The sequence below is a fragment of the Nonomuraea dietziae genome, from assembly GCF_014195505.1.
In the GTDB taxonomy this organism is placed as follows: Bacteria; Actinomycetota; Actinomycetes; order Streptosporangiales; family Streptosporangiaceae; genus Nonomuraea; species Nonomuraea roseola.
Map to the genome: position 1 here is coordinate 7,214,124 of NZ_JACIBV010000001.1, position 12,473 is coordinate 7,226,596.

At 69.2% G+C, this 12,473-nt stretch carries 13 protein-coding genes; 10 read left to right on the forward strand and 3 right to left on the reverse strand.

What is annotated here, in order from left to right:
* Positions 1-44 precede the first annotated feature (44 nt).
* Both FHR33_RS34475 and FHR33_RS34480 read left to right on the forward strand, forming a co-directional pair.
* Complete coding sequence (locus FHR33_RS34475) at positions 45-956, forward strand: carbohydrate kinase family protein (protein ID WP_183656793.1); 912 nt, start codon at positions 45-47, stop codon at positions 954-956.
* Entirely contained in the window at positions 943-2,160 is a 1,218-nt protein-coding gene (locus FHR33_RS34480) for an aminotransferase class III-fold pyridoxal phosphate-dependent enzyme (protein WP_183656796.1), read from the forward strand. The genes FHR33_RS34475 and FHR33_RS34480 overlap by 14 nt, the downstream gene beginning before the upstream one ends.
* Here the strand turns inward: FHR33_RS34480 and FHR33_RS34485 are convergent.
* Positions 2,157-3,395, reverse strand: a complete 1,239-nt coding sequence (locus FHR33_RS34485) for an alkyl sulfatase dimerization domain-containing protein (protein WP_183656799.1) — start codon at positions 3,393-3,395, stop codon at positions 2,157-2,159. The genes FHR33_RS34480 and FHR33_RS34485 overlap by 4 nt on opposite strands.
* Positions 3,396-3,561: 166 nt before the next feature.
* On the opposite strand from FHR33_RS34485, the gene ngcE reads away from it, so the two are divergent.
* The 5 genes from ngcE to FHR33_RS34510 are packed head-to-tail and all read left to right on the forward strand — an operon-like array spanning position 3,562 to position 7,614.
* On the forward strand, positions 3,562-5,010 hold the full coding sequence (ngcE, locus tag FHR33_RS34490) for an N-acetylglucosamine/diacetylchitobiose ABC transporter substrate-binding protein (protein ID WP_183656802.1): 1,449 nt from the start codon (positions 3,562-3,564) through the stop codon (positions 5,008-5,010).
* A gap of 5 nt (positions 5,011-5,015) precedes the next feature.
* Positions 5,016-5,930, forward strand: coding sequence for a carbohydrate ABC transporter permease (locus FHR33_RS34495; protein WP_183656805.1), 915 nt, complete (start codon positions 5,016-5,018; stop codon positions 5,928-5,930).
* A 1-nt stretch (position 5,931) separates the two neighbouring features.
* Complete coding sequence (locus FHR33_RS34500; RefSeq protein WP_183656808.1) at positions 5,932-6,774, forward strand: carbohydrate ABC transporter permease; 843 nt, start codon at positions 5,932-5,934, stop codon at positions 6,772-6,774.
* A gap of 10 nt (positions 6,775-6,784) precedes the next feature.
* Positions 6,785-7,033 carry a 4a-hydroxytetrahydrobiopterin dehydratase gene (locus FHR33_RS34505; RefSeq protein WP_183656810.1) on the forward strand — a complete coding sequence of 83 codons (249 nt, stop codon included), beginning with the start codon at positions 6,785-6,787 and terminating at the stop codon, positions 7,031-7,033.
* A gap of 56 nt (positions 7,034-7,089) precedes the next feature.
* Positions 7,090-7,614 (forward strand): superoxide dismutase family protein, encoded by a 525-nt coding sequence (locus FHR33_RS34510; RefSeq protein WP_183656813.1) that lies wholly within the window; start codon positions 7,090-7,092, stop codon positions 7,612-7,614.
* An 83-nt stretch (positions 7,615-7,697) separates the two neighbouring features.
* Here the strand turns inward: FHR33_RS34510 and FHR33_RS34515 are convergent, their stop codons facing one another.
* Positions 7,698-8,666 carry a pirin family protein gene (locus FHR33_RS34515; protein ID WP_183656815.1) on the reverse strand — a complete coding sequence of 323 codons (969 nt, stop codon included), beginning with the start codon at positions 8,664-8,666 and terminating at the stop codon, positions 7,698-7,700.
* Positions 8,667-8,719: 53 nt separating this feature from the next.
* Complete coding sequence (locus tag FHR33_RS34520) at positions 8,720-9,547, reverse strand: spermidine synthase (RefSeq protein ID WP_183660469.1); 828 nt, start codon at positions 9,545-9,547, stop codon at positions 8,720-8,722.
* A gap of 77 nt (positions 9,548-9,624) precedes the next feature.
* Between FHR33_RS34520 and FHR33_RS34525 the strand changes: the two genes are divergently transcribed.
* From FHR33_RS34525 to FHR33_RS34535, 3 genes are all read left to right on the forward strand, one after another.
* Positions 9,625-11,160: a penicillin-binding transpeptidase domain-containing protein gene (locus FHR33_RS34525; protein WP_183656817.1), complete on the forward strand. Its 1,536-nt coding sequence runs from the start codon at positions 9,625-9,627 to the stop codon at positions 11,158-11,160.
* A 20-nt stretch (positions 11,161-11,180) separates the two neighbouring features.
* Positions 11,181-11,834 carry a PAQR family membrane homeostasis protein TrhA gene (trhA, locus tag FHR33_RS34530; protein ID WP_183656827.1) on the forward strand — a complete coding sequence of 218 codons (654 nt, stop codon included), beginning with the start codon at positions 11,181-11,183 and terminating at the stop codon, positions 11,832-11,834.
* 71 nt (positions 11,835-11,905) lie between these two features.
* Positions 11,906-12,430 carry an HdeD family acid-resistance protein gene (locus FHR33_RS34535; protein ID WP_183656830.1) on the forward strand — a complete coding sequence of 175 codons (525 nt, stop codon included), beginning with the start codon at positions 11,906-11,908 and terminating at the stop codon, positions 12,428-12,430.
* The last annotated feature ends 43 nt before the right edge of the window (positions 12,431-12,473 follow it).

A 12,473-nucleotide genomic window follows, 5' to 3' on the forward strand; every position in this document is an offset into this window, starting at 1 on the left:
CCAGCATATTGACTTTTTATTCGGACGTCTGTCTACTACCGGCCATGAGCGTGGTGACCGTAGGCGTGCACATCGTGGACATCCTCACCCGGCCCGTCGAGACGATCCCGGCGGGGCAGGACACGGTCCTGGTCGACCAGATCCGTCTCACGGCGGCGGGAGCGGCCGCGGGGACCGCCGTCGACCTGGTGAAGCTGGGCAACAAGGTGACGTCCATGGGCGCGATCGGCGACGACGAGCTCGGCGACTTCCTGCTGATGATCATGTCCAGGCACGGCGTGGACGTGTCGCTGCTGGCCCGCCGCACGGGCGAGCAGACCGCCGCCTCCATCCTGCCGATCAGGCCGGACGGCGGCAGGCCCAGCTTCCACGTGCCGGGCGCGAACCTGAGCGTGAGCCTGGCCGACCTCGACGTCGAGGTGCTGCGCGGCGCGAGGGCCGTCCACCTGGGCGGCATGGACGTCACCTTCGGCCTGGGCGAGCCCGCCTTCTTCGACGTCCTCGACTCCCTCAGGGAGCGCGGCACGATCGTCACCATGGACCTGCTGTCCGAGATGCCGGACCTGCTGGCCATGGCGAGGTCGTTCCTGCCGCACGTGGATCACGTGCTGCCCAACGCCGCGCAGGCGCTGGCCATGACGGGCGCGGACACCGTGGAGGAGGCCGCGGCCGCGCTCCTGGCCGACGGCGTCTCGGGGGTGCTGGTCACGCTCGGCGAGGAGGGCAGCCTCGTGGTCACCGCCGAGGGCTCGACCCGCGTCCCCGCACTGGAGGTGGAGGTCAACGACACCACCGGCTGCGGCGACGCCTACTGCGCGGGCTTCCTCACCGGGCTGCTGCGCGGACACGACGTCGTCACCGCCGCCCGGTGGGGCACCGCGGCCGCGGCCCGCGTGGCCACCGGGCTCGGCTCGGACGCAGGCGATCTGGAAGGGATCTTCGATGAAGGACGCTGAGCTGCGCGAGCGCGCGCGGCAGGTCATCCCCGGCGGCATGTACGGTCACCTCAACGCCGCCATCTTCGCCCCCGGTTACCCCCAGTTCTTCGCCAGGGGCGAGGGCTGCAGGCAGTGGGACGTGGACGGCCGCGAGTACATCGACTTCATGTGCTCCTGGGGCCCCGTCGTGCTCGGCCACCGCCACCCCGTGGTCGAGGAGGCCGCCGCCCGCCAGCTCGCCGAGGGCGACTGCCTCAACGGTCCTGGCCCGGTCATGGTGGAGCTGGCCGAGCTGCTCGTGGACACGATCCCGAGCGCCGACTGGGCGATGTTCTCCAAGAACGGCACCGACGCCACCACCCAGGCGCTCATGGTGGCGCGCGCCGCGACCGGCCGTACGAAGGTGCTCATGGCCCACGGCGCCTACCACGGCGCCGATCCCTGGTGCACGCCCTCGACCGCGGGCACCACCCCCAACGAGCGCGCCGACCTCGTCGAGTTCGCCTACAACTCCCTGGAGTCGCTGGAGGCCGCCGCCGCCACCGTCGAGGGCGACGTGGCCGCGATCATCGTCACCCCCTTCAAGCACGACTCCTTCGAGGACCAGGAGCTCGTCGAGCCCGCCTTCGCGCGCGGCGCCCGCGCCCTCGCCGACCGCCTCGGCGCCGCGCTCGTCATCGACGACGTGCGCGCCGGCTTCCGCATCGACCTGCGCGGCTCATGGGAGCAGTACGGCGTGCGCCCCGACCTGACGGCGTGGTCGAAGGCCATGGCCAACGGCTACCCCATCGCCGCGGTCACCGGCGTCGACGCGCTTCGCGGCCCCGCCCAGACGCTCTACTCCACCGGATCGTTCTGGTTCAGCGCGGTCGCGATGGCCGCCGCGAAGGCGACCATCGAGACGCTGCGCGACACCGACGGCATCGCGACGATGTTCCGCTCGGGGACCAGGCTGCGCGAGGGCCTGTACGCCCAGGCCAAGGCGCACGGTTTCACGGTCAACCAGACGGGCCCCGTGACCATCCCCTGGCTGAGCTTCGACGGCGACGCCGACCTGTCGACCGCGATGTACTGGAGCGACGCCTGCCTGAGGAACGGCGTCTACATCCACCCCTGGCACAACTGGTTCCTGTCGGCCGCCCACACCGAGGACGACGTCGCTCGCGCCCTCGAAGGCACCGACAGGGCCTTCGCCGAGACGCGGGCGCACCTGGGTTCCTAGGCGCCGGCGATCTTCGACGACTCCGACGCCGCCCAGGTGAAGATGCCCTTGGACATCAGCGACATCTCGCCGGCCGCGCGCGTGCCGAAGACCTCGGCCCGCACGCGGTGCACCCCGGCGTCGCCGGGCGCGGCCAGCGCGGCCATCTCGGCCAGGTGGCCCGCCAGGCGCTCGTCGCCCTCGCCCAGCGCCTTCAGCGCCGCGTCGGCCAGCACGGCGGGGCCTCCGGCCAGCTCGGCCACCGCGCTGGCGAGCACGGCGTCGGGCGCCGGCTTGAGGTGAGCGGGGTTGCCGTCGTACCAGCCGCCGTACAGCCGCCAGATGTTGCGCACGACGAACTCGGGCTCGTCGTAGCGGGCCCGCAGGTAGGGCCGGTCGGCGTAGCGGTCGAGCGGCCTGACGGTGTGCACGATCTCGTCCAGGCGGGCGCCCGCGTTGAGCAGGTCCAGCGTCTGGGTGACCAGATGCTCCAGCCACTCGGCGGTCTCCAGCAGCGCCTGCCTGACGCGGTCGGCGCCGAAGACGGGCGCCCCGTGGCTGGGCAGCATGATCTCGGCGTCCAGCGAGGCCATCCTGCGCAGCGCGTGCACCCACTCGCGGGGGTAGCGCTGCACCTTCTGCGGGTTGCCGCAGTTGGGGGTCACCCAGATGAACAGGTCTCCGGGAAGCAGCAGCCGGTGCTCGGGGACGTGGCCCACCGTCGCGTCGTCGGTCTCGCCCTTGGCGTGGAACAGCTCGAAGGTCAGGTCGCCCCTGTGCACGGTGAGGGAGTCGCGGTAGGTCACGTCGGGGTAGCGGTAGTCGCTCGGCCAGCGCAGGTTCGGTGCCTGGAACTGGCGCTGGTTGATGACCGCGTTGTATCCGTTGGTGAGGATGTAGCGGTCGAAGCGGGCGCCCACCGCCTCGTGGGCGTAGACCGTGGCCCTGCGGCCCTCCTGCTCGAAGGGGCCGAGGCCGTACACGTGGTCGAAGTGGCCGTGGGAGAAGAAGGCCGTCGTCAGCGGCGCGCCGCTCCACGCGCGCACGTCCTGGTGCATCCGGGCGGCGGAGAATCCGCTGCTGGTGTCGAAGAGCACCAACTCGCCCTCGGTCTCGAAGGCGATCACGTTGCCGAACCCAGGCCACCAGCCGAGACCGTCGGCGATCTGCTGGACGCCCTTGCCGTCCATGCCGTTGTCGACGATGCTGTCAGCCTCTTCGCCACGCCAGACGCGGTCCGCGTACTCCTCAATCATGGAATCAGCCTCACAGCAGAAGAAGGTTCTGGGCAAGGGTCACGGTGTGACATCTCAAGGTCACAGCTGCGTCTCGAGGTCTTGACCCAGGTCGGGAGCCCTCCGTACCTTCAGGCAAACGTTTAGGAAACTTTCCTAATTGGTCCTTTCATGAGGAGAGCCCCCCATGACCCACCCGGGAGAGATCACCAGGCGTCAGCTGCTGCGCCGGATCGGCATGACCGCTCTCGTCGTCGGCCCCGGCGCGGGCCTCCTCAGCGCCTGCGCCACCGGCGGCGGTCCTGAGCCCGTGGCCTCGGCCAGCGCCGGCGCGTCGGCCTCCGGCCTCGTCTCGGCCACCAACCCGCTCGGCGTCGACGCCAAGAAGCCGCTCGAGGTGGTCATCTTCAGCGGCGGCCTCGGCGACGCCTACGCCACAGGCGTCCACCAGCCGCTTTACACCAAGGCCCACGCGGGCGTGCAGATCAAGCACGTCGGCACCCAGAACATCGGCACCCAGCTCCGCCCTCGCTTCCTCAGCGGCGACGTGCCCGACGTCGTCAACAACTCCGGCCCCGAGGCGCTCGACCTGGCCGCCCTGGCCGCCGAGGGCCACCTCGCCGACCTCACCCCGCTGTGGGACGCCCCTTCCGTCGACGACCCCGGCAAGAAGGTCCGCGACACCGTCACCCCCGCCGCCCTCGAGAACGCCAAGCTCAACGGCAAGGACCTGGTCCTCAACTACATCGTGTCGCACCGCGCCCTCTGGTACGACTCGAAGTTCTTCGCCGACAAGGGCTGGACCCTCCCGACCACCTGGGAGGAGTTCAAGGCCCTCGGCGAGACCGCGAAGAAGGAGGGCATCGTCCTGTTCGCCTTCCCCGGTCAGAAGGGCCCGTACTACCAGCTCTGGAACATGCTCTACTCCGCCGCGAAGATCGGCGGCAACCAGGTCATCATCGACATCGACAACCTCGTCGACAACGCCTGGAAGTCCGAGGCGGTCAAGGCCTCCGTGACCGCGTGGCTCGACGTCCAGACCGCCTTCGGCGACAAGTCCTACCTCGGCCTCGACCACACCCAGACCCAGATCAAGCACCTGCAGCACAAGGTGCTGTTCTACCCCTGCGGTTCCTGGCTCGAGAACGAGATGGTCAAGGACAAGCCCAAGGACTTCGAGTACGCCATCGCGCCCATCCCCAGCATCACCGCCGCCGACAAGATGCCCTACGGAGCCATCCAGGTCGGCGTCGGCGAGAACTTCGTCGTCGCCGCCAAGGGCAAGAACCCCGAGGGCGGCCTGGAGTACATGCGCCTCATGCTCTCCAAGGAGGGCGCGAAGGGCTTCACGGAGAAGACCAAGAACCTCACCGTCGTCAACGGCGCCGCCGAGGGCCTCGACCTGACCCCCGGACTGGTCAGCGCCGCCAAGGCGCAGGACGCCGCCGGTCAGAACATCATCACCGACGCGCGCTTCGAGGGCTGGTACAAGGAGCTGTTCGACTACGCCTGGCAGCAGCAGAACACGCTGATGGCCGGCCGCCTGACCGTCGAGGAGTACCTGGACAAGGTCCAGAAGAAGGCCGACGACATCAAGGCCGACTCCTCGATCGCGAAGCAGACGAGGAACGCCTAAACCAAATGGAGCGGTTGCGCAAGTACGGGTTCGTCGCCGGGTTTCTCGTCGTCCCGCTGACCCTCTATCTGGTCTTCGTCATCAGCCCCTACATCCAGGCGTTCCAACTGGCGCTGACGAGCTGGAACGGATACCAGAGGAAGCCGACCTATGTCGGCCTGGCCAACTTCGGCAAGCTCTTCGGTGACGAGGTCTTCTGGCAGGCGATACGCAACCACGCGGTGATCCTGCTCGTGCTGCCGCTCCTGACCATCGCGCTGGCGCTGTTCTTCGCCTTCCTGCTCAACCTGGGCGGCGGGTCGCGCGGCTCGGGCATGAGGGGCGTCTGGGGGTCCACCTTCTACAAGGTGGTCTTCTTCGCCCCCCAGGTGCTCGCCGTCGCCGTCGTCAGCGTGCTGTGGAAGGCCATCTACCGGCCGGACGAGAGCGGTGTCATCAACGGCGCGCTGATCAAGATGGGTTTCGACCCCGTCGGCTGGCTCACCGAGCCCAGCCTCGCGCTGTGGTCGCTGCTGGCCGTGATGATCTGGCAGGCGGTCGGCTTCTACGTGGTGCTGTTCTCCGCGGGCATGGCCGCCATCCCCAAGGACTACTTCGAGGCCGCCGCGCTCGACGGCGCGGGGCGCTTCAGGCTGTTCTTCTCCATCACGCTGCCGCTGCTGCGCGACACGATCCAGGTGGGCTGGGTCTACCTCGGCATCGCGGCCTTCGACTGCTTCGCGCTGGTCCAGGTCCTGTCGGTGACCGCGGGCGGCCCCGACGGCGCCACCACCGTGCTGCCCGTCGAGATCTACAAGACCGCGTTCTCCTACAACAAGGTCGGTTACGCCTCGGCGATGGGCGTCGCCCTGTTCTTCCTGACCATCACCTTCGCGGTGCTGACCCTGCGCGTCTCCAGGCGCGAGAAGATCGAGCTCTGACATGCGGAACAAGCCCAAGCCCAACGTCTTCAGCGGCCTTTCGCACCTCGCGCTCGTCATCTGGGCCCTGCTGATCATCCTGCCGCTGGTCTGGACGTTCCTGGCCGCCTTCAAGAACAACACCGAGATCTTCGGCGACGCGCTCCAGCTGCCGGCCGAGCTGCGCTGGGACAACTGGGCGCGCGCGTGGGACAAGGCGAACGTCGGCACCTACATGATCAACACGGTGGTCGTCGTCCTCTTCGGGACGGCGGGCACCATGCTGTTCGGCTCCATGGCCGCCTACGTCCTGGCCCGCTACACCTTCCCCGGCCAGCGCCTGATCTACCTGCTGTTCGTGGCGGGGATGGCCTTCCCCGTCTTCCTGGCCATCGGCCCGCTGTTCTTCATCGTCAAGCAGTTCGGGCTGCTCGACTCGCACGTCGGCCTGGTCATCGTCTACATCGCCTACTCGCTGCCGTTCACCGTCTTCTTCCTCGCGGCGTTCTTCCGTACGCTGCCCGAGGCGGTCGCCGAGGCGGCGAAGATCGACGGCGCCTCCCACACCCGGACGTTCTTCCAGGTCATGCTGCCGATGGCCAAGCCGGGCATCATCAGCATCACGATCTTCAACGTGCTGGGGCAGTGGAACCAGTACCTGCTGCCGCTGGCGCTGGTGCCGGGCGACAAGGAGAAGTGGGTCATCACGCAGGGCATCGCCGACATCTCCACGATCGCCGGCTACGAGGCCGACTGGCCCGCCCTCTTCGCCGCGCTCAACCTGGCGATCATCCCGGTGCTGGTCATCTACATCATCTTCCAGCGCCAGATCCAGTCGGGGCTCGGAGCCGGCGCCCTGAAGTAACGTGGGCCTCATGAGCGAATGGAAGCAGGAAGGCGAGGAGATCCGGCGCACCGTCACCGCGCCGGACTTCCCCACGGCCATCCGCATCGTCGACGAGATCGCGGTCAAGGCGGAGGAGCTCAACCACCATCCGGACATCGACATCCGATGGCGCACCCTGCACCTCACCCTGACCACCCACGACGCGGGCGGCCTCACCGACCTCGACCACCAACTGGCTGCCATCATCGATGACATCGCCCGTAAACACGGCGCGTGAACATCTGATTACTCACTAGAGTGGACGGCCTGTCGCCACCTCTGGGGAGTTCCCTGATGCGCCTGCCTGCCATGCTGTTCGCCCTCCTGGTCGCCGCGCCGGCAGCCGCGGCCTGCGCTTCGAGCGTCGCCGTCAGCCCCACGCCGAACGGCGTGCGGATCTCGGGAGGCGGCCAGTTCGCCACCACGGGCGCCGTCATCGTCTACGACCGTGCGCTGGCGCCCGACGGCGCGCAGGCCAGCGCCACGGTCGAGTCGGTCGCGGGCCAGACCCGCTCGTCCCTGGTCGCCGAGGGGCTGCTGCCCAACAGGGCGTACGGCGTGCACCTGCACGTCAACCCCTGCGGAGCCAAGCCGGACGACGCCGGCCCCCACTACCAGCACGCCCACTCCCACGCCGACGCCAGCAACGAGGTCTGGCTCGACCTGAAGACCGACACGGTGGGCGCGGGCACCTCCTCGGCCCGCCACGGCTGGACACTCAACCGCGACCGCCTGCCCCGCTCGCTGGTCATCCACGCCGAGCCCACCGCTCCCGACGGCACGGCGGGCTCGCGCGTCGCCTGCCTCACCCTGCAGTAGGCCCTGACGACGCGGAAGGTCCCGCCGCGCTCGCGACGGGACCTTCCGCGGTGTGGCACGCCGGTGTGGCCTGCCGGTGTGGGTCAGTGGCCGGCGGGGACACTGCCGAAGCGCCCCGACTGGTAGTCCTCGAAGGCCTGGACCAGCTCGGCCTTGGTGTTCATCACGAAGGGCCCGTAGTGCGCCACCGGCTCGCCGATCGGCCGGCCGCCCAGGATGATCACCTCGAGGGTCTCCCGCGGGCGGGCCGAGATCCGCAGCCACTCGCCGTCCGTCGTCAGCCCCGGCCTGTTGCCGAAGCCGTCGTAGACCGCCAGCTGCCCGCTCTCGACCGGCTGCCGGTCGGCGCCGACCGTGCCGCGCCCTGACAGGACGTACGCCAGCGCGTTGAAGTCCTTGCGCCACGGCAGGGCGAGCTGCGCGCCCGGGCTGACCGTGGCGTGCAGGAGCGTGATCGGGGTGTGCGTGCTGCCGGGGCCGACGTGACCCGCGACGTCACCGGCGATGACGCGCACCAGCGCGCCGCCGTCGTCGCTGCTGAGCAGGACGACGTTGATGCGCCCGATGTCCTGGTACTTCGGAGCCATCATCTTGTCCTTGCCCGGCAGGTTGACCCACAGCTGGATGCCGTGGAACAGGCCGCCCTTCTGGACCAGCCACTCGGGCGGCGCCTCCTTGTGCAGGATGCCGCTGCCCGCCGTCATCCACTGGGTGTCGCCGTCGGTGATCGTGCCGCCGCCGCCGTGGGAGTCGGTGTGGTCCATGACGCCGTCGATCACGTAGGTGACGGTCTCGAAGCCGCGGTGGGGGTGCCAGGGGGTGCCTTTGGGCTCGCCAGGCGCGTAGTCGACCTCGCCCATCTGGTCCATCATCACGAACGGGTCGAGGTAGGAGGGCTTGATGGTGGCCAGGGCCTTGCGCACGGGGAAGCCCTCACCCTCGAATCCGCTGGGCGCGCTGGCGACCGTCAGCACCCTGCGCTCGGGCACGGTGACGTCGGGCCTGGGCAGGCGGGGCAGGGTCAGCGGGTTCTCTACGGTTACGGCGGGCATCTCGGGCTCCTTCCCTGGAGTACTCGCCCCCTCCAACCCAGTTTAGTTTTCAACTATTCCAGGCCGAAGACCGCAGGGGGAGGGACGGGAGCGAGAACGGCGTCGCCCTGGCGGATGGGAGGGGCGCCCGCCACGAAGTTCGTCAGCGCCTCGCCGTACACGCAGCGGGCCTGGGTGAGGCCTCCGGCGGCGCGGCGGGTGAGCAGGTCGACGGGCAGTTCGGCGGGGGAGGCGGCGACGATCAGGTTGCCGAACCTCCTGCCGCGCATGACGCCGGGGTCGGCCAGCAGCGCGACGTGTCTGAACGTGCCACGGACGGTGGCCACCAGCCGTCTGGCGAAGGTCAGGCCCTTGCCGTCGGCCAGGTTGATCAGCAGTGTGCCGGTGGGGCGCAGGACACGGGCGAGGTCGGCCATGTACTCGGCGGTGGCCAGCTCGACGGGCATCGTGGCCCCGGTGAAGGCGTCGAGCACGAGCAGGTCGGTGGAGTCGTCCCAGATGCCGGCGATGGCCTCGAGGCCCCCCTGCAGGCGCACCTTGAGCTTGGGCACGGAGCGCAGGTCGAGCTGGGAGCGGACGAGCTCGACCAGCGCCGCGTCGGGCTCGACGACGATGTGCCTGGAGCCAGGCCTCGTGGCGGCGACGTAGCGGGGGATCGTGCAGGCTCCGCCGCCGACGTGCACACAGGTGAGCGGGCCGTCGGGCAGGACGTCGATGACGTCGGCCATCAGCCGCACATATTCGAAATCCAGATATGTCGGATCTTCCAGATCCACGTACGACTGCGGTACACCATCCTTGGACAGCATCCATCCGTGCTGCCGATCAAGATCCCTCAGCAGCTCGACTTCGCCGAAGGTCACCGGATAGCGGCCGGGCATCGGCTCCCGCGCTCCACGTGTCACTTCCGGCTCCCTTTCTGGTAAGACGAGGTGGAACTTGTTCCTGGGAGAACCGTATGCGTAGGCGAAGGCTGGTCGGGCTCCTGGTCGCCCTGGCAGTGGTCGTGGGGGCGGGAGCGTTCGCCTTCGTGGCGGCCTCGGGGGTGAGCGGAAGCGCCATGGCGACGGCCGATGCCTATCTGGCCGCGTGGCAGCGCAGCGACATCACCTCGATGGAACGCATGGTGGCCGACCCGCCCAAGGACTTCACCGACAGGCATCTGGCCTTCGCCGAGCAGTTCAGGGTGAACGCCCTCACCCTCAGGGCGGGCGCGCTCAAGGCGACGGGGAAGGAGACGGCGGAGCTGCCGTTCACCGGGACGCGGCAGCTGACGGGCATGGGGCCGTGGGGGTTCGCGGGGACGTTGCGGCTGGCCGTCCGCGAGGGGGCGTGGAAGGTGCTCTGGGGGCCCGAGACGCTGCACCCCGCCCTGAAGGACGGTGGCGCCCTCGCTCTGGAGGAGATCGAGGTCTCCGGGGTCGAGCTGGTCACCAGGTCGGGGGCGGCGTTCCCACACGACAGCGCCGCCGAGCGGTACCTCGACGAGCTCAAGGAGCGGCTCGGCGAGACGAACACCGGCTGGGCGATCAGGGCGGCCGCTCGGGGAGCGAAGCCCAGGACGCTGGTGGTCTTCCAGCCGCCGCCCGCCAGGCAGGTGCGCGTGACGCTGTCGCGGCCGGTGCAGGCGGCCGCGGCCAGGGCGCTGGACGGGGTGGCGAGAGAGGCGGCGATCGTCGCGATCAAGGCGAGCACCGGCGAGATCCTGGCCGTGGCCGACAGGCTGGGAGAGAGGGCGGCCTTCCAGCGGTTCTTCCCTCCGGGCTCGACGTTCAAGGTGGTCACGTCGGCGGGCCTGCTGAAGGCGGGTCTTTCGGCTTCCAGCGGGGTGGCCTGCCCGTCCTCCTTCACGATCCCGAACGGCAGGACCTTCAAGAACGCCAGTGAGAGCGTGACGGCCTCGTCGCTGGCGGGCGCCTTCGCGGTGTCCTGCAACACCACCTTCGTCGAGCAGGCGGTCACCAGACTCGGCGCGACGCGCCTGGACGAGGTGGCCAAGGAGTGGGGCTTCGGCAGGCGGGTGCTGCCCACGGGGGTGGGCGGGCTGTGCGGGGCCATCGATCCGACCACCAACCCCGACAGGGTGGGAGAGAACGCGATCGGCCAGGGCTCGGTCAGGGCCTCGCCGCTGTGCATGGCCACGCTGGCCGCCGCCGTCGGCAGCGGCACCTGGCGCGCGCCCAGGCTCGTCACCGCCAAGGCGGCGAGGAAGCTCGACGGCGCTCCGCCCGCCGAGATCGCGCTCGACCAGCGGGTGGCGGGCGAGCTGCGGACGATGATGCGGCAGGTCGTCGCCGACGGCACCGCCAAGGGCGCGGGGCTCGGCGCCGACGTGGCGGGCAAGACGGGAACGGCCGAGGTCGGCGACGGCCCGCCACATGCCTGGTTCGTCGGCTACCGGGGCGACCTGGCCTTCTGCGTCTTCGTCAAGCATGGGGGATCCGGCGCGAAAGTGGCGCTTCCCATAGCCGCCAGCTTCCTCGGAGCGCTGTAACCTACGCTACCGTAGGTTTCATGACGAGTGTCGCCACCTTCACCAAGCCGCGGCTCCGCGGCTGGCTGCACACCGGAGCCCTGCCCGTCGCTCTGGTCGCCGGATTCGTCCTGGTCGCCCTGGGGCCGACCACGCAGGCCAGGCTCGCCTCCGCCATCTACGCGATCACCTCCGCCCTGCTCTTCGGCATCTCGGCCACCTATCACCGCAGCACGCTGGGCCCCCGCCTGGCCGAGGTGCTGCGCAGGTTCGACCACGCCAACATCTACCTGATCATCGCGGGCACCTACACGCCCTTCGCGCTGCTCGCCCTCGACGGGCTGCCCAGGATCGCCGTGCTCGGCGTGACCTGGGGCGGAGCGCTGGCGGGCGTGCTGTTCCGGATGTTCTGGATGTCGGCGCCCCGCTGGCTGTACACCGTCCTCTACCTGGCGCTCGGCTGGACCGCGATCTTCGTGATGCCGCAGCTGCTGCAGGGGGCGGGGATCGCCGCGGTGACACTGGTGGCCGTCGGAGGGGTGCTCTACAGCGCGGGCGCGATCGTCTACGGCCTGCGCAGGCCCGACCCCTCGCCCCGCTGGTTCGGCTTCCACGAGGTCTTCCACGCCCTCACCGTGGCCGCCTACCTGGTGCAGTACATCGCGGTCTCGATCGTGGTCTACTCCCATGGGTGAAAACGCCCTGATCACCGACATTTGACCAGGCAGGGGGCTGCTCGCGCCGCGATTGTGGATAGCAGAGCGGTATGGAGCAATTGGCGAGCACCTGGTGGCTCATCCTCATCCGAGGCATCTGCGCGGTCATCTTCGGCATCCTGGCGATCGTCTGGCCCGGCATCACCCTGTGGGTCCTGGTCATCTTCTTCGGTGCCTACGCCATCGTCAGCGGCATCTTCTCGCTGGGCGCCGCCTTTCGCCACGACTCCGGCTCGAAGGCGTGGCTCATCATCTCGGGCGTGCTCGGCATCCTGGCCGGAATCGTGGCCTTCGTCTGGCCCGGCATCACGACCCTGGCCCTGCTCTACGTCATAGCCTTCTGGGCGATCTTCACGGGGGTCGCCGAGATCTTCGCGGGAATCCGGCTGCGCAAGACCATCGACAACGAGTGGATGCTGATCATCGGTGGGCTCCTCTCCGTGGTCTTCGGCATCCTGCTGCTCACCTGGCCGGCCTCCGGCGCCCTCGCCCTCACCTGGCTGATCGGCGTCTTCGCCGTCATCTACGGCATCGCCATCATCGTTCTGTCGGGCAAGGTGAAGAACCTCGCGTAAATCGGCATTTTCGACGAAAAGTCTTTACATGCGAGCGGGGTGC